Here is a 22,898-nt window from a genome sequence, read left to right on the forward strand (position 1 = left end):
AATTAATGGTGATTAACCAGTATTGTCGTAAAAACACGGTTTATAACCACCGTAGGTAACTCGCGTCCAATCTAAGCGTGAGAAGCTGTAGCAGTTTTAGCTTTTGGCTGCTGACCGTCAGACGAAAGCGATTCCCCTTCAATAAACGATCGCAACATCCAAGCCATTTGTTCGTGCTGTTCCATCAAACCAGTCAAAAAGTCGGCGGTTCCGTCATCCTTGAACTCTTCACCACACTGTTCAACGTGTTTGCGGAGATTGCGAATAACCAGTTCGTGATCGTCAACCAAACGCGATACCATCTCACTTGCTAAAGGCAAATCGCCGACGTGTTCCTTAATCGAACCATACTTGAGAAAACCCTCAGCAGTACCAATTGGGTAGCCGCCTAAAGCTCTAACCCGTTCGGCCATAGCATCAATATTCTCAGTCAATACCTGGTAGTGTTCTTCCCACAACTGGTGGAGCGATCGAAACTGCGGGCCAACTACATCCCAGTGATACTTTTTAGTTTTGATTAACAGCAGATAAGCGTCAGACAGGTCGTGATTCAAAAGTTCGATAACACCTGCACGTTGCTCGTCAGATAGACCTATATTTAACTTACGCATTGAAATAATTTCCTCAATTCTTCTAACTAGACATTTATTAAAACAAATTTTGCCAGCCGCTGACATCAACCCAAAGGACGATCGCACTTTTAGTCAAATATCTGCATTTCAGGTTAAAGTAATCGCAATATAGATACCTTTAGATAGATGTCATGCAGCTTTTTGTTCCTGGCCGCCTTTGTCTGTTTGGCGAACACAGCGATTGGGCAGCCGCCTATCGCCCCCTCAATCCCGCTATAGCAAAAGGCTGCACTCTGATAGCCAGTACAAATCAAGGAATTTATGCTGAAGTTAAGGCGCATCCCACACACTTGATTTTGCGAGCTGCTTTAAATGACGGCACCAAAATAGAAGCTGCACTCCCGATGGAAAAAAATCGTCTGCTTGCTGAAGCACAAACAGGAACTTTTTTCAGTTATGCAGCCGGTGTGGCGGCTCAATTTCTCACCTACTACCGCGTGGGAGGAGTAGAGATTGACAATTATTTAACAGATTTACCAATTCAGAAAGGCCTGTCTTCCAGCGCCGCAATTTGCGTATTAGTAGCGCGCGCTTTCAACCGCTTATACGATTTAAAAATGAACGTGCGCGGTGAAATGGAAATGGCTTATTTAGGCGAGACTGCAACACCTTCGCGCTGCGGCCGCATGGATCAGGGTTGTGCCTATGGAAATCGCCCGATTATGATGATTTTTGACGGTTCTCAAATGGATGTTGTTGAGTTAAAAGTTACCAAAGATTTGTTTTTTGTACTCGTAGATTTGGGCGCTAGCAAAAACACTCAAGAAATCCTGGCAAGTCTCAATCTGGCTTACCCCTTTGCTGCGAATGAAGTAGCAGCAAACGTGCAGCTATATCTCGGTGCCATTAGTTCACAAATTACGCAGGATGCAGCCGCAGCTTTACAGCAGGGAGATGCGGTTAAACTCGGCGAGTTGATGAAAGTTGCCCAGAGGGAATTTGACAAGCATTTAATCCCCGCTTGTCCGGGGCAGTTAACTGCTTCTGTTTTGCACGAACTTTTGAACTATGCACCAATTCAGCCTTATATTTTGGGTGGGAAGGGAGTAGGTTCTCAAGGAGACGGCACGGCGCAGTTTATAGTTAAAGATGCAGAAAGTCAACAGGAGGTTATGGAGATTATTGCACGGGATTTTCCTCAGATGAATTGTGTGAAACTGAAAATCAGTTGAAAAAAAAATACCAATTTAAGGAAGCTTCAAATTCTTCAATCTAAAATCTAAAATCCTATGACAATCCGTTCTCAATACAGAGTCCGCAAAGCGGTGATTCCGGCCGCCGGTTTTGGCACTCGGATGTTTCCGGCTACTAAGGCTGTGAAGAAAGAGTTATTTCCAATTATCGATCGCGACGGCCGCGCCAAACCGATAATTTTGGCAATTGTGGAAGAAGCTTTGAGCGCCGGAATCGAAGAAGTTGGTATAGTTGTGCAAAAGGGCGATCGCGCTTTTTTTGAAGATTTCTTTAAAGCCCCTCCGTCTCCCCAACTTTTCCAAAAACTGTCTGTGCAAAACCAAGATTATAGTGAATATTTACAAAATGTAGGACAGAAAGTTACAATTCTTACTCAAGATGTTCAGGAAGGATTCGGCCACGCGGTATTTTGTGCTAGAGAATGGACGAACAGGGAGCCATTTTTGCTGCTGTTGGGCGACCACATTTACTTGTCGGACACTGCAAACTCTTGCGCGCGCCAGCTATTGGATATTTACTCGCAAGTGCAGCAAAGCGTAATTGGTTTGAGGGTGACACAGGCTGAGGTAATTCATCACTACGGCTGTGCGGCTGGTGTTTGGCGGGAACAAGATGCTATTTTGTCTGTGACGCAAGTTTACGAAAAGCCGGATATCGAGTATGCGCGGCAGCATTTAAGCGTAGAAGGAATGGGGGATGATTTATTTTTATCGATGTTTGGGATGTATGTGCTCAATCCTCAAATATTTGATTATTTGGCGGAACATATTAGTGCCAATTTTCGAGAAAGAGGCGAATTTCAGTTAACATCCTGTTTGGAGAAATTGCGGGAGATCGAGGGAATGGCTGGTTATGTGGTGCAAGGGCGGTGTTTTGACACGGGATTGCCGGAGGTTTACCGGCAGACGCTGATTGATTTTGCCATATCTGGTGGGGCGATCGGCTAACGGGCCTTAAAATTAGACTTGCATTACCTCCCCAAACTCGCTCCTATACAAATGATCTGTGTTTATGCGCGTCAATTTGCCTTAAATCTGCAGTTGACAGCCATCCATTCATTCCCCAATCCCAAATCGCCATATCCCAATCCCAAATCGAAATACCTGCCACTGCATCGCAGCCTCATCAGCTAAAAGCCCATTAATTCCGTTGTAGGATGCCCCAAAATTACCTCAATTGTAACGAAGTATTACAAGATGACGCTAAAACAGCATAGAGGGTTGACAGCAAAGAATTAAGCGGCTAATCTAATATACATACCCGGGTAAGTCAATTCACAGATATGCAAGAAAAGCAAAAAGTTACACTGTATCTTCCACCGGAACTGCATCGTCAGCTCAAAATCAAAGCCGCAGTCGAAACAGAACCGATGTCATCAATTGCAGAAAGGGCAATTGTCTTTTACCTAGGAAACCCCGAAGTGGTTGACGAAGTAGAAGCCTCCTACGGACAAACCCACCGGGTGTACACTTGTCCAGAATGCACGGGTTCTGTAGTAATGCGAGATGGAGAACTGGCATCAGTAACAAGTCAGCCGAGCGTATTGGCTGAGCAAGATCTTCCAGTAAAGCAGGTGTCAGGCGTCGGTGCCAGCACAGCCAGACCGGGAGAGGAAGAATTGGTTCCCTGCTAAGAATGCCTTGCTTCCCCAAAAGCTAGAACTTAAATTTACTGAAATTTTTCACTAAAATTTTTCTAATTCGGCTAAAGGCAGCATTGAGATTCAGCACAGATAGCACCGTCTCTAGTGGGTCGAGGACTATGCAAGAAGAGATCAGTATCCTAATCCAAGCTCAATATCCTCTGATCTACCTCGTGACATCCGAGGAAGAGCGGTGTGAGCAAGCAATTTCAACAATAGCTCAAGCCAAGCCACAGCGACGAGTATTCGTCTGGACTGTAACCCAAGGCATGATAGAGCGCACGGATCACGGTCAACCTCGGAACACTCAGCAAAGCACCCTCTCGCCACAGGCAGCCCTTGAGTGGGTTATCAGGCAGCGGGAACCAAGCAACAACCCCAGTGGAATCTATATATTCAAAGACCTTCATCCTTTTAAAGATGATGCAACTGTAACAAGGTTATTGCGGGATGCGATCGCCAACTTCAAAGGAACGCAAAAGACAATTATACTGATGTCTCCTTTGCAGCAAATTCCGATCGAGCTAGAAAAGGAAGTGGTGGTCTTAGACTTCGCGCTGCCAGACATGAAGGAACTCAACCAAGTATTGTCCGGTCAGTTGGAGCAAACAAAATCGCGACGTATTACCACAGAAGCGCGAGAAAAACTTTTAAAAGCAGCCTTGGGATTGACTAAGGACGAAGCTGAAAAAGTGTATCGCAAAGCCCACGTTTCGACAGGGCGGTTAACTGAAGAAGAAGTAGACATAGTTCTGTCGGAGAAAAAGCAATTAATTCGGCGCAACGGCATTCTAGAGTTCGTTGAAGAAGATGAAACCCTGGATGCAGTAGGCGGTTTAGAAGAGCTGAAACGGTGGCTCAAGCAGCGTTCCAACGCCTTTACAGAAAGGGCGAGAGAATACGGTCTGCCCCAACCAAAAGGGATGTTAATTCTCGGCGTACCCGGATGCGGAAAATCGCTGATTGCCAAAACTACATCGCGCCTTTGGGGACTGCCCCTGCTGCGGCTAGATATGGGCCGAGTCTATGACGGCTCGATGGTGGGTCGATCGGAAGCCAACCTCCGCAACGCTCTAAAAACAGCAGAATCCATCTCTCCAGCCATCCTGTTTATCGACGAACTAGACAAAGCCTTTTCCGGAGGCACTGGTTCTGCTGACTCAGACGGAGGCACATCCAGCCGAATTTTCGGTTCATTCCTCACTTGGATGCAAGAAAAGACTTCCCCAGTCTTCGTAATGGCAACAGCCAACCGCATCGAGCGGTTGCCGGGGGAATTCTTGAGGAAAGGCCGGTTCGACGAACTCTTCTTTGTTGACCTGCCTACCAAAGAAGAACGCCAAGATATATTCAACATTCACCTGTCAAAGCGCCGTCGGGACATCTCTCGCTTCGATTTAGAGCAGCTTTCCAATGTTTCCGAGGGCTTTTCAGGCGCAGAAATTGAGCAAGGGTTAGTAGCAGCCATGTACGAGGCCTTCGCTCAAGATAGAGAGTTTACGCAGTTAGATATCATCGCGGCCATTAAATCCACATTGCCACTGTCTAAAACCATGACCGAACAGGTCAGCGCCCTCCGAGATTGGGCGAGACAGCGCGCACGGCCCGCTGCGTCTTCCGTCGCTGAATATCAGCGAATGGAATTCTAAAAGCTTTCTCCTGGTCCAAACAGGAGCAAAGGCTAGCAACAGCTAGCAGTTCGATTGAAAAGCCGCCCAGCGGCACCGTTAAATCCAGACCGTTGTTGTTTCTCTCTCAGTTTTATTAGGAGGAAATCCAATGTCTCACTTTAGCACTCTGCGTACCAAAATCACCGATGCCGAAATCCTGAAAGCTTCCCTGCGCGACTTGGGCATTTCAGTCAAGTCAGAAGCTGATGTTCGCGGTTATAACGGTCAGCGCGTTCGCTCCGACATCGTAGCGACTCTGGAAGGCGAATACGACCTGGGTTGGTCTCGCAATAGCGATGGTTCCTTTGACCTGATTGCCGACCTCTGGGGCGTGGCCAAAAAGCACAATCAAACTGAGTTAATTAACTCCATCAACCAGAAGTACGCAGTCAACAAGACCTTGGCAGCCGTCAAGCAGCGCGGTTTGCAAAACGCTAACGTCAAGCTGGTAGTGCAAAATTAATCGCCGTGCGCGTTTCTAAGCTTGCGGGTTAACCAAATACGGGTTAACCCGTTTTTTGCGCTTGAGTTTTTAGGCACTGCCCCTACAGCTCGACAGACAGAGGAAAGCTGCTCCTTAGCGGACGCTATCTTTTACGGTTTGTTGATAAATTTCAAGCATTCGATCGCACTCTTCGGGAAACATCGCTTAGAGTTCGGCCTGGGTGCGGGCGTCACTAACCAAGTCTCTATTTGGTGCGATCGAAGTATCCTGAAGTAGTTCACCGGCAACAATGACTCACCGCCGAACTTCGTTGAAGCATTTTGAGCAACAATTACAATTCACATCACTTGTTTGGGAATCAACTCGATTTATATAATCAGAGATTAATTTTTTTCTTTGGCATAACTAAGACAGGTTAGTTATTCCAACTTTTTCCAAGCACTGAGCTAAAGTTTCTGCACTGCGGCCGTGGCTAAATTTGGCCATAATTTTTTTCCGAGATTCCTGACTGAGGCTCAAAGCAAATTCGGGATTTTGCAGTATATTTGCGATCGCATCTGCCATTTATTCGGGTTTTTCTGATTGAACTAATACAGCATCCACGCCGTCATCTACTAGCTCAGAAGTTCCACCTACATTAGTAACAACCGACGGCACTTCCATCGCCATTGCTTCCATTACAGCAACCGGAACTCCTTCATTCAAACTTGCCAAAGCGAAAACGTTAGCTACTTCTAGACTTTGGCGAATTCGCTGTTCCGAAACAGCCCCAATTAGCTCCACGCATTCGGACATCGATTTATCTTCAATGATTTTTTGTAGCTCTTGGTGATATCCGCTGCCCTCTTGTTCATCCTCGCCTGCAATTTGCAGCCTCACGTCAAATTCCCGATTTCGCAGCAATTCTACAGTCTCAATCAAGTATTTATGACCTTTTACCGGGTTGAGGCGACCGCAAGCAAAAATCTTGCACGGACTTCCTTCTTGCCAAGGCTTGTAAGGGCTGCTGCGTTTAATTTCTGTAATATTAACTTCCATGGGAGCAACAGCTAATTGTTTCGGAAGAAAGTTTGCTAATTTATTTTTGACATCATTGAGAAGCAGTTGAGATATGACGATCGCAAAAGCCGCATTTTTCCACTTTTGTTCCTGATTAGACCCGTACACTTCTAGAGTAGGCCCGTGAAGAGTTATACTGTAAGTACAGCCTGTAAGAATTGAGTTAAATAAGGCTATATTGGCGGAATTACCACAGGAATGAACGTGGATGTGAGACCAACCTTTTATTTTTGTTAACCTTGCTAATTTCCCAGCAACCAAAACCAGTGCTAAGAGTTTAACTTTTTCAAATAACGATGTATCTCTCGCTTTGGCAATAACTGCGAGGCACTGCCACCATGCAGCGCGACCTGCTTTGAGAACCTCTAGGAATGAATTAATAAAATCTTTCGCAGCAAAGGGAAATAGATAAATAGTGTTTTTTTGAGCTTCTTCTGCCCATACGTGAGAAGCGATCGCTCTGGGTGGCGGTCGAGTTGATACTAAATCTGTTTCAATTCCAAGTTCTCCAATAAATTGTCGCTCACGCCAAAAAAAATGTGTATTTTTCCCGGAAATTGTGGAATAAAGTATCCAATTTTTGCCTTCATTTCTTACCTGCTTTATGATTTTTAGGTCAAGGACATTTATCTACTATGTCGATACCCTAACACTTTTATCACCGAGCATTTTTTCGTAAATATCGACAATTTTTATCGCTTTGTTTTGCCACGCAAATTCTTTGGCTTTTTCGATCGCCTTAGCTGACATACTTTCCCGCAGGCGATCGTCTTCGACTAACAGCTTGATTTTACTTGTCAACTCCTGTGTGAGATACTCTCTAGAAATCGGCTCGATCTTAAAACCAGTTTCTTCATTCACGTATTCACCAATACCGCCGTTATTAGCAACTATGCAGGGGAGCCCGCAAGCCATAGCTTCCATTACCACTGCGCCCCCGAACTCTCGTATCGAAGGAAAGCAAAAAATATCTGCTTTCCTATAATAATCCAGAGTTTCTTGTTGATTTACCCATCCGGCAAAGCTAACTATTTCTCCTAAATCAAGCTCATTTACTCGGTTTTCCAAGTTATTTCTTTCGGGGCCGTCTCCTACTATAGTTAAGCGGATTTTACTTTTAATTGCCGGGTCTAATTTCCCAATAGACTCAATGACAACATCGGCACATTTGTAAGGCACTAATCTACCCACAAAAAGCAGATGGACCTTGCTAACATCTTTATTGATGATATTTGTCTGATTTAAAAATTCCTCGGAAATCCCATTTTCGTAAAATAAATCAATTTTTTGGTCGGGGATTGCAAACAAATCTTTTAGCATATTTAAAGTATATGTTGAACCTGCTAAGATTTTATCTGCTTTTTTGTAAGTGTCTACATAACCTGGAATTAATGCTCGACCAACTGCTCTCAAAAAGTTGAATTGAGCAAATTCTTGTTTGGCAGTTTCTTGAAAACCTGGGGGAAAGGGAATGCCCCCATTCACAGGCCCTAGAATAAAAGGAGTCTGCTGGCAAACACTGACTACCTTAAACGGATAGCGCGGCATCATCGGGGTAATTGCATGAACTATGTCATAATCTCCGTTGAGGATTTTTCCTTTGAATTTTTGATATACTTGTTGATTGAATTGCTCATAAATTGGGTAATTCAAGGCATGATAAATTGGCCATTTTACTCGCTCAGTTGCGGTAAGCTTTTCGACTATTTTATAATATTGCTGGCTCAATTTTCCTTCTTCGATGTAGATGATTTTTTCATATTCTGGGTATTTTTCAATGGCTGGTTTATTTCTAATATGGGTAACGAGTGTTGCATCAACTAAATTGTTTATTTGTTTAAAAAAATTGTACCCAACCAAAGGTACTGATGCCAAGTCAGGATTGCACTGCTCTACAATTAGTAAAACTTTTAATTTTCGATCGCTCATTTGTTTACTACTTAGGGGTGAACTTTGTGGGAAGTTAGCTGTAATTCTAGTTGGCTGAATTAATAGAGTTGGTTGTTTTGTATTCGATCAACTTGCTCTGCTGCCCCAGCAATCGGCGCTGGTGAAACTGGATTTGACCTTGTAGCTGGGGAAATTTGGCTAATACACATGAGAAAGCGTAGATGGCTGCCTCTTTAGTTGTGATATCCCGATGCTTTAGATAATAGTTATAGGTGCGATAGGTTGCTAAGGGGTAACCACTCAATAGTAACAAGCTCCAGCCTTCTGTCGGCAATGCCATTGCCAAGGCTAGCGCTGGCAAGACTAATCCCCAAAACCAGGTGCTGCGGGTTTCTTTCACCCAATGGCGCTCTGGTTCGCTTCCGTGCATCCAGGAACCCTCGGCGTAGGCGTAACCGGCTCTTTGGGCGCGCTTCCACCACTGAACAAAACTGGTCATTTGCGCGTCGTGCAGGGTCATTTCTGCGTCTAAGCGAAGGATTTTCCAATCTTTTTGGCGCAGCCGCAAGCACAGTTCGGGTTCTTCGCCGGCGATTAGTGCGGGATTGAAACCTTCGACTTGCTGAAATGCTGTGGCGCGCATCATGGAGTCGCCACCGCAGGCTTTGGTTTCGCCGATGGGGGTATCCCACTCGATGTCGCACAATTGGTTGTAGATGCTTGCTTTGGGGTATCGTTCGCGCCGGCGGCCGCACACCGCAGCTACATCGGGGCTGGCTGTGAGTTCGCTGTAGGCTCGATCGATCCATCCATCAACTACTTCGCAGTCACCGTCCACAAATTGAACAAATTCGATGTCTGGCCCTAGTTCCAGCAAGCGGGCAAAGCCTTCGTTTCTGGCACGTGCTGCGGTAAACGGTATAGATAAGTCTAGTTCTACTGTATCGGCTCCGATCGATCGGGCTAACTCTAGGCTGCCGTCTGTTGAGCCGGAATCGACGTAGACGACGCGGGCAACTTTGTCTGTGGCCGACACTAGGCACTGGCGGAGGCGCTGCCCTTCATTTCGTCCGATCGCCACTAATCCAATTTGTTTCAATTTTTACCTTTTGAATTCTACTACTGAGCAGTTCCTTTTATATTTTAATAAAAGTCTAGCTAATTTCATAATTTTTCTGCGACTTCTATAAATTATTTTTCAGACTTCCTGATGTTTTTTTTTGATTATTTTTGCCGGTATTCCCACTGCTGTTGCACCGGGTGGCACATCACAAATCACCACAGCATTGGCACCAATCAAAGCCCGATCGCCGATCGTTACGGAGCGAATAATTTTAGTTAGCTCCTGCACCAATATCGACAGGACCGCCAATTTTGACATCAGCAACAATTGTCACCTGCTGAATAATCAGACAGTTCGGGTCAATGGAAGCACTGGGATGAATGACAATGCCATTAGGATGAGTCAGCAGCAGTCCTCCTTCTCTTTGGCAGTTCTAAGGGATTTCTGTTGCAGTGACCACGCTCCAAAATCGATACTGGATAACGTTCCAACGGCATAAAATATATCCTGCAATTCCACCCTGCTGCTGCCACTTTTGATAGTTGCGGATAGATTTTAGCAGTTGGCGACTGGGTTCCCACCACTTGCTAAATTTTTCGTAGCTCCAGTCTGGTTCTGTAGCAGAAATGATTGACTTAGTGATTAACTCAATCATTGTTTGTGCAATTTTTTGATGATGTAGACAATTGTGCCTATTTGTGCAGTTTGCCTTAAGATGACTCTCTAACCTGAGTATGGAGATTGCTGGAATTGCGCTGCATTTATAGCCTAAGTCAGAAGTCAGACAATGATTTAGGCATTGTTTTCAGAAGTACGGGATTTGATGATTTTAGCAGGAATACCAACAGCAGTTTGACCCGCTGGAATATCTGATAAAACGACAGCATTTGCACCGATATTTACGTCGTCTCCCAGGTTGACCTTGCCGAGAATTTTTGCACCGGCGCCGACGTTCACCCGATCGCCCAATTGAGGCGATTCTAGCGGTTTTTCCAAGTAGCGGTTCCCCAGGGTAACGCCTTGGCGGATGATGCACTCGTCACCGATAGTACAGTATCCGTGAATGATAATAGCACCTTGATGTTCAATTACCACCCGGCGGCCGAGTTTCACGGTATAGGGCAAATCTATACCGTAAGTATTGCGGATTTTGCGGTAGAGCGATCGATACAAAATGCTCAAGGGAGCCCGCAGCAGCTTTGGTTCTACCTGCATTCTCCAGACACCGAACCTTTGAACTGCTACGGCCCGAAATCCTGGCTTTGTCCAATCGCGACCGTGAGCAATCCAGTCTTCTTTAATCTGCTGCCACAATCCCAGTGCTGGGGTTTGTACTTGAGTTTCACTTGCTATTAAATTTGACTCCGTTACCATAAGCTGTACTCAACACTCTGTCTGGTTTAATTTGTTATTAGATGCCCCAGATATTAAGCTATTTCTCTAGTTTTAAAGGGAGGGGCAACCCGGTTTTTTCAATTAAACATACCACTTGCTAGGGTCGATATGGCAATGTTTTGCTTGCCCGAATCAACCGCCTTTCTCAGGGTTTGATTTATTTACAAATACCATTTAAGAAATTTTTGAATCTTCAATCTTACCTCCCTTAAAAAATACACTATTCATCACAAAATCAGTGAGTAACTTTGGTGGATCGCCATCGGGCTTACCTTGAAGTACGCGGCGCACCCTCCAGACTCCAAAGCCCGAAGCCCAGGATACATCTGTTAACGCTGTGTAAACCAAGCCGTAGTTTTTGAGAAAGTACCTGCGCCGGGAATCAAACCAATACTGTGGCAGTCGCTTAGGGGGCTTTTTGGTGTCAGTGACACCTGAGCTTTGACCTACTAGGTGAACCACGCGACTTTGAGGTACGTACCAGCAACTCCAGCCAGCTTTGTTAGCTTGCAGACAAAAGTCCATTTCTTCGCAGTACATGAAATAAGCTTCATCCATCAAGCCAATCTTTTCAAATACTTCGCGACGGACGATCATGCTGGCTCCAGCTACCCAATCTGTTTGACAGATTTCTTGGGAAATAGGAGGCGCTGCGGCCCAGTTTGCCAATAACTTGGACAGCAAGCCCGTCCGCCAACCAAAATCTAGTTCGGTCAATAGATTGTGAAACCGAAAAGCGGAATGCTGGGGTGTACCGTCGGGGTCTTCCAAGCGGCTGCCGGCGATGCCGGCTTCGGGGTTGGAGTCCATGAAGTCAACCAGTGCTTTCAGAGCTCCTGGGCGAACTACGGTGTCTGGGTTGAGCAGCAGGATGTAAAGGGGGGGATTGGTGGATTCAAGGGCGGGACGGATCAGGGCGTTGTTCCCGTAGGCAAATCCGCCGTTGCGCTCTAGGGGAACGAAGGAGGCCCATTCGCTCCAGCCGAATGCGGCTATAGCGGCTGGTATTTCTTCGGTAGAATTGTCACCTGAAGCATTGTCGCCAACTACAACCCGCGTACCGGGGAGCGATCGCACTTCGGTAACTAGAGAGCGCAAGCAGTCTATTGTCAAACTAGAGGTTCGGTAGTTAACAATGACAACCAGCAGTGGATATGGGTGATTTGGCTCGCTGGCATTGGACATAGGTGCAGTTGTTGGTTTAACAACTTTTTAGCTCAAGTTGTACCGATCTGGCAAGTTCAAGCTGGAGAATCTGCGCGCCAGCTTTAAATAGGACTAAGGTCTTGTCATTACGCGGTGCTTGGGAAAATGGTTGTTACTCGCTTGAAATGCTGCATAAACCTGGTTTTTGGTCTCGGGTGAGTAAGTCCCGATCGACAATGCTTTTGACAAAGCCGGAAATCCTCCCGATCGCTAGTAGGCGGCAATTCCGGCTGCGATCGCCTACTAGACTTCGCGTTCCAACATATTTAACAAAAGCTGCCACCGCTGTCGGTGCATTTGTTGGTGAGTCAGGGTGCAAGCCTTTTTCCGAGCCGCCATGCCCATATTTTGTAGTTGGTTCAAGTTTTCTGCCGACTGTTTGAGCAAGTTTGCTAAAACTAGAGGGTTGTTAGGAGCGATCAGTATACCTGTTTTTTCGTTTTCGATGCAGTCGCGGAGTCCGCCCGTGTCGCTTCCGAGTATCGGTACGGCTTGGGAATAAGCATCGTATACGATTCTGGGCTGTTCGTCTGAGATGCTGGGAACCACAACAGCATGATATTGTTGGAACCGCTCGAATAATTTTGGGCCGTAAGGAAGGGTTCCCAAAATTTCGATCTGTGCTGAATTGTGCAGAGCCTTGCTGGCGGCTTGGCAGTTGCTTAACAGTTTGCCTTCACCTAGTATGTCCAGCTTGATAGAAATGTTTTCTTCGTCCAATATTTTCATGGCTTCTAGGAGAACTAACACGCCTTTATCTGGGCGCAATCTGCCAGCAAAGAGAATTTTTAGTTGTTTGGGTGAAGTAGATATTTTTTCCTGCCAGATTTGGGCCGCGTCGGCTTCGGAAATAATATTTTCTTCATCAATCCACGAAGCATTAATTATGTGACTTATTTTGTCCCGATTTGTTAATAAACTCTGCTGGTATTCTGCCTGTGTAAAAATTGTCAAGTCGGCTTTGTTGATGCACCAGCGATTCAATCTTTCGGATATGTGAGCCAAAATTTTAGCTTTGCTGCTGGCAGGGATGCCTGGTGCTAGTCGCCACGGTGCGGACTCGACTACGATCAGGTATGGTTTCCGCTGGATCAGGACTATTGGGGTGACTAACCATGCCATCGGAATCGGCCAGCCTGCTACGGCGCTATGTACGATATCTGCAGAGGCGATCGCGTCCCAAAGTTTGGCAATCGTCGCCGGCAGCATCAATATTGATTGGGCGTAACTATTTGGCGAGGGAAGGTCAATAAATTTAGCACCGGCAAATGATGCCGCATCCACCTCGATTGTGTTTTCTGGAAGGGGTTCTAGCGTGTGTGGAGCTGCTAGCGTGAAGTTTGTCAAGTATTTGAAGTGTTGGATTAAGTCTTTTGCCCACAATGGATCGAGATATCTGCTGCCTTTTTCGTCGCCGGAGGATTTGATGTTGAGGACGAGGAGGTAGCGTTTGTCGATCGGCAGCAAATGCGGCGAATCTGTGACTTGAGTTTCTGTATTATTTACCGAAGATGTTGGCATGGAATACCTAAGTTGAGAAGGATATATGGGAAGGCTTATTTTCTCGATTATAATGCTTGAAATTTTATACTGCTGTTATTGCAATTAATCAAGAAAAAACTGTCAAGTAGCTCTATAATCTCAAACCGCTCTGCATCACAGTCGATATTGCCTGTAAACCTGACTTGCCGCTCGGTGCAGCAGCGAATGTCGGTAAACTAACCCCTTCATGTCATCACAATAGCCACCGCCAATGACGCAGGCAATCGGATAGCCACCAGCTAAACAAGTAGATAAAACTTGCATTTCGCGACGAAATAACCCGGTATCAGTTAAAGCTAATTTTCCGAGTTTGTCGGCCTGATGAGTGTCGGCTCCGGCATCGTACAATACTAAATCTGGCTTGACATCGGAGAGTAAATCTGGTAAGTATTTAGCCAAAGTTTGTAAGTATTCGTCGTCCTCCATACCGACGGGCAAAGCTACATCTAAATCGCTCTTTTGTTTGGTGCCAGGAAAATTGACCTCGCAGTGCATTGAGAATGTAAAAACACTGCTGTCATTTTGGAAAATTACAGCGGTTCCGTCTCCTTGGTGCACGTCTAAATCGACAATTAAAACTTGGCGAACTAAACCGATTTTTTGCAATACTCTAGAGGCGATCGCCAAATCATTAAAAATACAAAAACCAGAGCCGTAATTGGGGAATGCGTGATGAGTTCCGCCCGCAGTATTGCAAGCCAAACCGCATTCTAAAGCAAGCTTAGCAGTTAGCACAGTCCCGGAGGAGGCGATACAAGTGCGGTTGACCAGGGCCGGACTCCAAGGCAGACCAATTCGGCGTTGAGCTTTGTCATCCAGCGTTCCGTTGCAGTAAGCTTGAATGTAATCGCGATCGTGGACTAACTGAATCCATTCTGACCCTAAAAGTTCCGGAGCGTGAAATTGCGATCGCTCTGCTACCCCATCCAACCGCAGCATTTCGTAAAGCAGCCCGAACTTTGCCATCGGGAAGCGGTGACCGGGCGGCAGTGGCGCAACATAATCTTCGTGGTAGATAATTGGTAAGTCCATGACGATGATTGTAGAACGAATAGACGAATCGAATAATTCTTGTCGATCGCGCTATTCGAGCCTGTTCGCTTACAGGCTTTTGGAGGAGAAGTCCAATTGAAAGCCTGCAACCTCAAATTTAAATTCGCTGGAGAACCTGTATATGCAACTAGAAACAGTCTGGGAGTCCGGCAGCAACAACCCCGAAAATGCTGAGAACTTCGATCGTATCGCTCAGTGGTGGAAAAACCTCAACGGCAAAAAAATTAGCTGGGTTGAGCGACTGATTCCGCAAATTGGCGGTATGAGCGAAATTCACTGGCAAGCCCAGCGTTTTGACGTAACATTTGTGATAGTCAATCCTGAAATTCGCGAAGATACTCTCTATTGGTACAAACCCGATTCTCCTGTCAAACGCAACACCACAGTTCAGAAACTAGAACTAGACAACCTGCAACAGCAATTGTATCTCTATCCTCAGTTGGAATCAGAAGTGGTAATTCGCATAGGATTTCCCGAAGTGAAATATCAAACACTGGAATTAAACAATCCAGAGTTTGCGCTGGGGGAAGATAATATATTGCTGCTGTGGGAGGCTGAGCAAGAACTTGAAATTAAAATATCCCTCAGTAATGAAAATCTTGCTAAACTTAAGGAATTGTTGGCAGAGAAAAGACTGAGAAAAGAGTTGATATAGCCTTTCGAGCTATCATAGGAGGTACTATCCGGGATAGGGCCTAGGACTATGGGTATAGGGCTATGGGCGTACCTCACCACGCTTGAGAACCGCTATACTCTTAGTTGCCAAATATCTTAAGACTTAGGCGCGGGTGTCTCGAAACCGCGTTTTTTTCACAGCAATACACAGGTTGCAGCCCGGAGCAAAAGTCAAAAACCGGGTTGTTTCGCATCAGGGTGCGTCCAGGTGTGTATCTCTGCTCAAACCTTTTGAAGGTGGTAGCTGAATGTTCAGAAGCTTGGGTTCTCGTCCCCAGTTTCTTGGGCCGGTCGTGGCTAATTCATGATTTTTTTAGGCAATTTAATTGTTCCTAGAAAACTTAGATTTATTGTGGCACTAAAATACAATCAAAATGCGGTTGATTTAAGTTGCGGATTTAAGCTTAGCTGCCCAAAAAATGCTCGCAGACAAAGTGCGTTATTTGATGAACCAACTTCTCAAAAAAATACTCTATTTGCTGAGCGAAATAAAAATTAATATGATAATTTTTATTTCACAAAAATACTTGATTTATTAAATAATCCCTCTCCGGTCAACACGCTAAAATTTCCAATGGCAAGACATAATATGGCGCTCGACAAAAAAACACTTCATATTTTAATTGTAGACGATCGACCCAATAACCTCCGGTTTCTCTCAAATATATTGACGAAAGAAGGGTATAAAGTTCAGCGGGCAATTTCGGGGGAAATGGTGGTAAATGCTAAGTTTGCCGTTCTTCCAGACTTGATTTTGCTAGATATTGCTATGCCAACAATGAACGGCTACGAAGTATGCGAAAGACTGAAAGCTAACGAAAAGACTCGCGAAATACCGGTGATTTTTCTGAGCGTTTTTAATGAAACTTGTCAGAAAGTCAAGGCTTTTGAAGTGGGCGGTGTTGACTACATTTCTAAACCTTTTCAAGTAGAAGAATTTTTGGTGCGGATTGAAAGTCAACTGACTATACAACAGCTATCGAAACAATTAAAACAGCAGAATGCCGAACTGCAACGAGAGGTAGAATTTCGCAAGCAAACAGAAAAAGCACTCCGGGAAAGCCAAGAGAGGTTGCAGAAATTGGCGGTAAATATACCGGGAGTTATTTATCAATTTATGCGAAAATCGGATGGAAATTTCCAATTTGAATATATCAGTTACGCTTGTCGGGATATTTACGAATTGGAGGCCAAAGAAATATTAAAAGATTATAATTTATGCTGCAATCAAAATCATCCTGATGACCGAAAATATCTGGAGCAAAAAATTTGCGAGAGCGCTCGAACTTTAGAACCATTTGCTTGTGAATGGCGGATTGTTACGCCGTCGGGCAAACTCAAATGGCTGCAATCGAATTCTCGACCAGAAATGCGTGACAATGGCGATATTGTTTGGTATGGGGTATTTTTTGATATCAGCGATCGCAAGCAAGCAGAAATAGAATCGGCCTCAACTAAATCGGCTTTAGAACGGCAAGTTCAGCGAGAGTTGCTGATTGCAAAAATAACTCAAGAAATTCGATCGAGCTTGCAGCCGGAAAAAATCTTTCAAACGGCTGCAACTCAAATCGGTCAGGCATTCCGCGTCAATCGCTGTTTGATTCATACTTACGTTACTAGCCCCCAAGTCGATCTTCCTCTGGCGGCTGAGTATCTCGAACCTGAGTGGGAATCCATGCGGAACGTAATCGTTCCAATTTGGGGCAATCCTCACGTCGTACAAATGATGATCCAAGACCGGGCGATCGCCTCCAACGACGTTTATTCAGATCCTTTTTTGCAAGCTGCTGAATCGATTTGCCGCGTGGTTGGGTTGAAATCGATGCTGGCAATTCGCACTTCCTACCAAGGGATGGCAAACGGCGCTATTGGTTTGCACCAGTGCGATCGCCAACGCGAATGGACAAAAGATGAAATCGACTTGTTAGAAGCTGTGGCGGGTCAAGTAGGGATTGCGATCGCTCAAGCTAAACTGATCGAGCGAGAAAAAAAACGACTCGCGCAGCTCGATCGGCAAAATAAACAGTTACAAGCAGAAATTCGCACCCGCGTCCGCGCCGAACAAGCCCTGCAAGAATCCGAAGCAGAATTGCGGGCGATTTTTACCGCCATGACTGACATAGTTTTAGTGAGAAATGCAGAAGGGCGCTGCATCAAAATCGCCCCGACAGCAGCGGTAAATTTGGCGAAATCTCCCACCGAAATGATTGGCAGAACCGCCCACGAAATCTTACCGGAACCTGCAGCAGATTTGGTATTAAATACCGTCAAACAAGTTCTCAAGACGAAGCAAAGCATCAATATTGAATATAGCTATACAGTCGGAGAGCGTGAAGTTTGGCTCGACGCTAAAATTTCTGTGCTTTCTGCTGAATCAGTGATTGTGGTAGCGCGAGATATTAGCGATCGCAAACAAGCAGAATCTGCACTCCGAGAAAGCCAGCACTTCATTCAGGCGATCGCCGATTCCAATCCCAACTTATTGTACGTTTACGATTTAGTAGAACAGCGGAATGTTTACACCAACCGCCAAATTGCTGCGATGCTCGGCTACACCGCCCTAGAAATCCAAGATATGGGTACAGAAATGATGTCAAATCTGCTCAACCCCGAGGATTTGCCAGCTTTTTCTGAAAGCGTCCAAAAAGTGCAGCAAGCCAAAGACGGCGATGTCATTGAATGTCAATACCGCATGAAACACAAAAACGGTGAATGGCGGTGGATGCACAGTTGGGATACAATATTTCTCAGAACAAATGACGGTAGACCCAAACAAATTCTCGGTACGGCTAATGACATCACAGACCGCAAATTAGCGGCCGAAAAGCTGTTAGCATCGCAGCAAAGAATCTCATTTTTATTGCAGCAAACGCCGATCGCAATTATTGAATTAAACCTGAATTTAGAAATTATCACTTGGAATCCGGCTACCGAAAAACTTTTTGGCTACAGCAAAGAAGAAGTTATCGGCCAGAATATCCCGGATTCCATCGCCCCAAACAACTGTTACAACCAAATATTTCAAATATTAAGCAACAAAATTAATGCCGATTCTTGTGCCTCTTGCACCACCCACAAAACTATTACCAAAGATGGTAGAAGTATCGTTTGCGAATGGTATAATACTCCGCTAATTGACGATAATGGTACACCGATCGGCATCGCTTTAATGGCTGTAGATATTACCGAACGCCAGCAAGCACAAACTGAACTGCAAGAAAGTGCTTTGCGACAAAGAGCGATCGCCCGAATCATTGAAAGAATGCGCCAGACATTAGATATCCGAGAAATCTTTCAAACTACAACCAGAGAATTGCGCCAAACCATGAAGTGCGATCGAGTCGCCCTTTACCGTTTTAATCCTGACTGGAGCGGCGAATTTGTAGCCGAATCAGTTGATAGCAAGTGGATTTCTTTCATGCAAGCACAGCAGGTAGATTATAATTTTACTGAAAGTGCTTTAGAAAACGAACAATGCCTTGTCAAACAATTCGAGATTGACTCCCAAAAAGTATGCGATACTTATTTGCAAGAAACCGAAGGCGGAGCCTACAGCCGAACTAAAACTTACCTTTGCGTCCCAGATATTTACAAGCAAGGATTCAATAATTGCTACATCCAACTCTTAGAAAAATTTCAATCCAGATCCTACATTACTGTGCCAATTTTCTGCGGCGAAAAACTCTGGGGACTGCTAGCATCCTATCAAAATTCAGCTCCCCGCCAGTGGAGCGAATCTGAAATCAACGTTGCAGTTCATGTGGGCACTCAGCTAGGAGTAGCATTGCAGCAAGCAGAATTGCTCGCCCGCACTCAAAGACAGTCAATGGAACTACTTAAATCCAAAGAAAATGCCGAAGTTGCCAACCGCGCCAAAAGCCAATTTCTCGCTTCCATGAGCCACGAACTCCGCACCCCTCTCAACGCCATTCTCGGCTTTTCGCAAGTCATGGCCCGCAACAGTTCCATCACGCAAGAACAAAAAGAATACATACAAATTATCAACCGCAGCGGCGAACATTTACTGGAACTGATCAATGATGTTTTGTCAATGTCGAAAATAGAAGCAGGTCAAATTACTATCAATCAAAGCCGCTTCAACCTCTACAATCTTCTCAGCAGTCTCAGAGAAATGCTGCAACTAAAAGCCAACTCAAAAGGGTTGCGCCTCATCTTTGAAAATATCGGCGATTTGCCACAGTACATTGAAACAGACGAATCGAAATTGGGACAAGTTTTAATTAACCTGATCGGCAATGCCATTAAATTTACTCAACACGGAACCGTTACTTTGTGCGTTAGCAGCCAAGTAGAAAATAACGCCGCCGGACAAGAAAAAGCTCAATTGCATTTTGAAATTTCCGACACGGGGCCCGGCATTTCTCCGTCTGAAGTTATTACATTATTTCAGCCCTTCGTGCAAACAGAAACAGGTCGCAAGTCTATGCAGGGAACCGGGCTAGGATTGCCAATCAGCCAACAGTTCGTCAAGATTATGGGAGGTAATATTGCTGTTGAAAGTCAACTAGATCGAGGCACAATTTTTACTTTTAATATCCGCGTTAACGTCGTAACAGAAAGTGACGAACAAGAAAAACCTGCCGTTAAACCAGTGATTGCTTTAGAAGCCGGACAGCAAACCTATAGGATATTAATAGTTGAAGATGTAGCGGAAAATCGCCAACTGCTGTTTCAGCTCCTCGTACCCCTAGGATTTGAAGTCCGCGAAGCAATTAATGGTAAAGAAGGAGTTGCTTTGCAGTCTACTTGGAAGCCGCACTTGATTTTGATGGATATGCTGATGCCAGTTATGGACGGCTACGAAGCTACAAAACAGATCAAGCAAACTCCAGAAGGTAGAGAAATAACAATTATTGCCCTGACTGCTAGTGCTTTTGACGAGCAGCGACAAATGATTTTGTCTGCTGGTTGTGACGATTTGATCTGTAAACCGTTTCGGGAAGAGGTACTATTTGAAAAGATAGCGCATCACCTGAATCTGCGTTATATTTATGAGGAAGAAAACTTATCTATTTCTGATTCAGCACCGCGCCCGGTTCAAAGTTTGACCACCGAGGATTTGAGTGTAATGCCCGCAGACTGGGTGGTCGATTTATACCGAGCAGCACTTTGCGTTGACGACAATCGCATCCTCGGACTGATCGCTAAAATTCCCGAAACTGAGGCAAATCTCGCTAATGCTTTAACAGATTTAGTCGATAATTTTCGGATTGATATCATTATCGATTTAACTCAATTATATTATGATGAACGAGCCATTACTAGCAGCGACTCTTAGAGATATTCTGATCGTTGACGATATGCCGGACAACTTGCGACTTTTATCAACTATGCTAGAATCCTACGGGTATCAAGTTAGGAAGGCGATTAACGGAAAAATGGCTCTGCAAGCAGCACAAATCTCTCCTCCCGATTTGATTTTATTAGATATTAATATGCCGAAAATGAACGGCTATGAAGTTTGTGAAAGTTTAAAAAAAAATGAAAATACTAAAGATATTCCAGTAATTTTTATTAGTGCGCTAGATGACGTGATGGAAAAAGTTAAGGCTTTTCAAGTAGGAGGAGTAGATTATATTACTAAGCCGTTTCAAGTAGAAGAAGTCTTCGCCCGCGTGGAAAGCCAACTGTCTTTGCGTTTGTTGCAATCGCAACTGCAACAGCAAGCTAGGGAATTGCACGATCGCAATTCCAGATTGCAGGAAGAAATCGTGGAAAGGCAGCGGGCGGAAGAATCAATCCGGTTTTTGCTGGAAACGACACAGGCGATCGGCGAAGCTGCGGACTTTCATTCAGCTTTAGAAGCAATTCTGCACCAACTTGGCGAAACAATCGGATGGGATGTAGGAGAAGCTTGGATTCCCAATGCAGAAGGAACTGCGCTGCAATCTGCCAGGGGCTGGTATGCGAGTAACGCCAGCATGGAACCCTTCCGCACCCAAAGCGAACAACTGACATTTGCCATGAATATCGGGCTGCCGGGACGAGTTTGGGCATCCAAGGAACCGGAATGGGTAGAAGATATTTCCCAGGGCTACCCAGATTTTTTACGGAGTGAAGTAGCACGAGAACTCGGATTTAAAGCAGGTTTTGGCGTGCCGATTTTGGTAGGCGATGAAGTATTGGCGGTGCTAGTTTTTTTTCAAATTTTGCCTTCTCCGAAAAACGCGCGATTTATAGACATTTTTAATGCGGTTGGCACTCAATTAGGTGGTTTAATTCAGCGCAAACAAGCCGAAGAATTGCTGCGAATTGCTGAAGAAAGATATCACAGCATTGTAGAAAATGCGATGGAAGGCATTTTTCAAAGCACTCCTTCTGGAGGCTATCTCAGCGCTAATCCTGCCTTGGCAAAATTGTACGGTTACGATTCGCCAGCAGAACTGATGTCTAGTATTGAAAATATTGCGGAACAACTGTACCTTAACCCGGAACGCCGCCGGGAATTCGTGGCGGCTATGGATGCAGAAAATGCGGTTTCGGGGTTTGAATCTATGGTGTGCCGCAAGGACGGTAGCCGGATTTGGGTGTCAGAAAATGTCCGCGCCGTTCGGGATTCACAAGGCGTTTTGATGTACTATGAGGGTACTGTTTCTGACATTACAGAGCGGAAATTAGCGCAAGAAGAACTCAAAATTCAACAGGAACAAAGCGAGAAATTGTTGTTAAATATTCTGCCCAAACCAATAGCAGAACGTTTGAAGGCCCAGCAAAGCACGATCGCCGACAGTTTTGCCGATGTAAGTGTTTTATTTGCTGATATTGTTGGCTTTACTGAACTGTCGGCGAGAATGTCTCCGACGGAGTTGGTAAAGCGATTGAATGTGATTTTTTCTCACTTCGACCAGTTAGCTGAGATGTACGGTGTGGAGAAAATCAAGACTATTGGTGATGCTTACATGGTAGTGGGGGGATTGCCTACGCCGAGACATGACCACGCGGGGGCGATCGCCCAAATGGCCTTGGGAATGCAGGCAAAAATAGCCAAATTGTCGGCCGAGACAGGAGAAAAACTGGCAATTCGCATCGGCATCAATTCCGGGCCGGTGGTGGCGGGAGTGATTGGTGTTAGCAAGTTTACCTATGATTTGTGGGGAGATACGGTGAATGTGGCGTCGAGGATGGAGGGTACGGGTTTTGCTGGCAGAATTCAAGTTACTGATGTTACTTACGAGCTTTTAAAAGATAAGTATTTGTTGGAGATGCGAGGCGTAATTCCGGTGAAAGGTAAGGGGAATATGAGGACTTATTGGTTGTTGGAAAAAAGGTAAAAATGGGCATAGGGCATAGGGCATGGGGCATGGGCATGGGGCATGGGGCATGGGCATTATCATTTGTCCGATGTTATTTGTGAGTGACTACCAATAACTGATTACTAATGACTAATGACTAATGACTAATGACTAATGAC

At 45.1% G+C, this 22,898-nt stretch carries 20 protein-coding genes; 9 read left to right on the plus strand and 11 right to left on the minus strand.

Annotated features, from left to right (window positions below; all coding sequences use genetic code 11):
* Nucleotides 1–71: 71 nt before the first annotated feature.
* The gene (locus AACV78_RS14570) at nucleotides 72–611 is read right to left on the minus strand and encodes a Dps family protein (RefSeq protein ID WP_194008389.1); all 540 of its coding nucleotides are present in this window, start codon (nucleotides 609–611) and stop codon (nucleotides 72–74) included.
* Between the two features lie 152 nt (nucleotides 612–763).
* Here AACV78_RS14570 and AACV78_RS14575 point away from each other — a divergent pair, with 152 nt between their 5' ends.
* The 5 genes from AACV78_RS14575 to AACV78_RS14595 all read left to right on the plus strand — a co-directional run bounded on the left by AACV78_RS14575 (nucleotide 764) and on the right by AACV78_RS14595 (nucleotide 5,601).
* Entirely contained in the window at nucleotides 764–1,804 is a 1,041-nt protein-coding gene (locus AACV78_RS14575; RefSeq protein ID WP_194074304.1) for a mevalonate kinase family protein, read from the plus strand.
* 57 nt (nucleotides 1,805–1,861) lie between these two features.
* On the plus strand, nucleotides 1,862–2,773 hold the full coding sequence (locus AACV78_RS14580; RefSeq protein WP_194074305.1) for a UTP--glucose-1-phosphate uridylyltransferase: 912 nt from the start codon (nucleotides 1,862–1,864) through the stop codon (nucleotides 2,771–2,773).
* A 335-nt stretch (nucleotides 2,774–3,108) separates the two neighbouring features.
* Entirely contained in the window at nucleotides 3,109–3,459 is a 351-nt protein-coding gene (locus tag AACV78_RS14585; protein ID WP_194008388.1) for a slr0373 family blue light stress response protein, read from the plus strand.
* A gap of 128 nt (nucleotides 3,460–3,587) precedes the next feature.
* On the plus strand, nucleotides 3,588–5,117 hold the full coding sequence (gene ycf46, locus AACV78_RS14590; protein WP_194008387.1) for a stress-responsive protein Ycf46: 1,530 nt from the start codon (nucleotides 3,588–3,590) through the stop codon (nucleotides 5,115–5,117).
* A 130-nt stretch (nucleotides 5,118–5,247) separates the two neighbouring features.
* Nucleotides 5,248–5,601, plus strand: a complete 354-nt coding sequence (locus tag AACV78_RS14595; protein ID WP_096832348.1) for a DUF1257 domain-containing protein — start codon at nucleotides 5,248–5,250, stop codon at nucleotides 5,599–5,601.
* A gap of 387 nt (nucleotides 5,602–5,988) precedes the next feature.
* Here the strand turns inward: AACV78_RS14595 and AACV78_RS14600 are convergent, their stop codons facing one another.
* The 10 genes from AACV78_RS14600 to AACV78_RS14645 form a co-directional block, all read right to left on the minus strand.
* A complete protein-coding gene (locus tag AACV78_RS14600; protein ID WP_228042262.1) occupies nucleotides 5,989–6,147 on the minus strand; it encodes a glycosyltransferase in 159 nt (52 codons plus the stop codon).
* Nucleotides 6,148–7,272: an exopolysaccharide biosynthesis GT4 family glycosyltransferase EpsE gene (epsE, locus tag AACV78_RS14605; protein ID WP_339383646.1), complete on the minus strand. Its 1,125-nt coding sequence runs from the start codon at nucleotides 7,270–7,272 to the stop codon at nucleotides 6,148–6,150.
* 3 nt (nucleotides 7,273–7,275) lie between these two features.
* Nucleotides 7,276–8,571: a glycosyltransferase family 4 protein gene (locus AACV78_RS14610; protein WP_194008386.1), complete on the minus strand. Its 1,296-nt coding sequence runs from the start codon at nucleotides 8,569–8,571 to the stop codon at nucleotides 7,276–7,278.
* A 46-nt stretch (nucleotides 8,572–8,617) separates the two neighbouring features.
* Nucleotides 8,618–9,631: a glycosyltransferase family 2 protein gene (locus tag AACV78_RS14615; protein WP_194008385.1), complete on the minus strand. Its 1,014-nt coding sequence runs from the start codon at nucleotides 9,629–9,631 to the stop codon at nucleotides 8,618–8,620.
* A gap of 99 nt (nucleotides 9,632–9,730) precedes the next feature.
* Complete coding sequence (locus AACV78_RS14620; protein WP_339383644.1) at nucleotides 9,731–9,913, minus strand: hypothetical protein; 183 nt, start codon at nucleotides 9,911–9,913, stop codon at nucleotides 9,731–9,733.
* A gap of 115 nt (nucleotides 9,914–10,028) precedes the next feature.
* Complete coding sequence (locus AACV78_RS14625; protein WP_339383645.1) at nucleotides 10,029–10,250, minus strand: hypothetical protein; 222 nt, start codon at nucleotides 10,248–10,250, stop codon at nucleotides 10,029–10,031.
* 137 nt (nucleotides 10,251–10,387) lie between these two features.
* The gene (locus AACV78_RS14630) at nucleotides 10,388–10,969 is read right to left on the minus strand and encodes a serine O-acetyltransferase (protein ID WP_194008384.1); all 582 of its coding nucleotides are present in this window, start codon (nucleotides 10,967–10,969) and stop codon (nucleotides 10,388–10,390) included.
* Nucleotides 10,970–11,164: 195 nt separating this feature from the next.
* On the minus strand, nucleotides 11,165–12,175 hold the full coding sequence (locus tag AACV78_RS14635) for a glycosyltransferase family 2 protein (RefSeq protein WP_194008383.1): 1,011 nt from the start codon (nucleotides 12,173–12,175) through the stop codon (nucleotides 11,165–11,167).
* Between the two features lie 264 nt (nucleotides 12,176–12,439).
* Nucleotides 12,440–13,717 carry a glycosyltransferase gene (locus AACV78_RS14640; protein WP_194008382.1) on the minus strand — a complete coding sequence of 426 codons (1,278 nt, stop codon included), beginning with the start codon at nucleotides 13,715–13,717 and terminating at the stop codon, nucleotides 12,440–12,442.
* 135 nt (nucleotides 13,718–13,852) lie between these two features.
* On the minus strand, nucleotides 13,853–14,770 hold the full coding sequence (locus tag AACV78_RS14645) for a histone deacetylase family protein (protein WP_194008381.1): 918 nt from the start codon (nucleotides 14,768–14,770) through the stop codon (nucleotides 13,853–13,855).
* Nucleotides 14,771–14,912: 142 nt separating this feature from the next.
* On the opposite strand from AACV78_RS14645, the gene AACV78_RS14650 reads away from it, so the two are divergent.
* The 4 genes from AACV78_RS14650 (at nucleotide 14,913) to AACV78_RS14665 (ending at nucleotide 22,758) form a co-directional block, all read left to right on the plus strand.
* Nucleotides 14,913–15,446, plus strand: coding sequence for a hypothetical protein (locus AACV78_RS14650; protein WP_194008380.1), 534 nt, complete (start codon nucleotides 14,913–14,915; stop codon nucleotides 15,444–15,446).
* Between the two features lie 324 nt (nucleotides 15,447–15,770).
* Nucleotides 15,771–15,965, plus strand: coding sequence for a hypothetical protein (locus tag AACV78_RS14655; protein WP_194008379.1), 195 nt, complete (start codon nucleotides 15,771–15,773; stop codon nucleotides 15,963–15,965).
* Between the two features lie 90 nt (nucleotides 15,966–16,055).
* A complete protein-coding gene (locus AACV78_RS14660; RefSeq protein ID WP_194008378.1) occupies nucleotides 16,056–20,765 on the plus strand; it encodes a PAS domain S-box protein in 4,710 nt (1,569 codons plus the stop codon).
* Nucleotides 20,731–22,758, plus strand: a complete 2,028-nt coding sequence (locus tag AACV78_RS14665; protein WP_194008377.1) for an adenylate/guanylate cyclase domain-containing protein — start codon at nucleotides 20,731–20,733, stop codon at nucleotides 22,756–22,758. Before AACV78_RS14660 ends, AACV78_RS14665 begins: the two co-directional genes overlap by 35 nt.
* Nucleotides 22,759–22,898 lie beyond the last annotated feature (140 nt).

This window comes from Tychonema sp. LEGE 07196 (assembly GCF_963890365.1).
In the GTDB taxonomy this organism is placed as follows: domain Bacteria; phylum Cyanobacteriota; class Cyanobacteriia; order Cyanobacteriales; family Microcoleaceae; genus Microcoleus.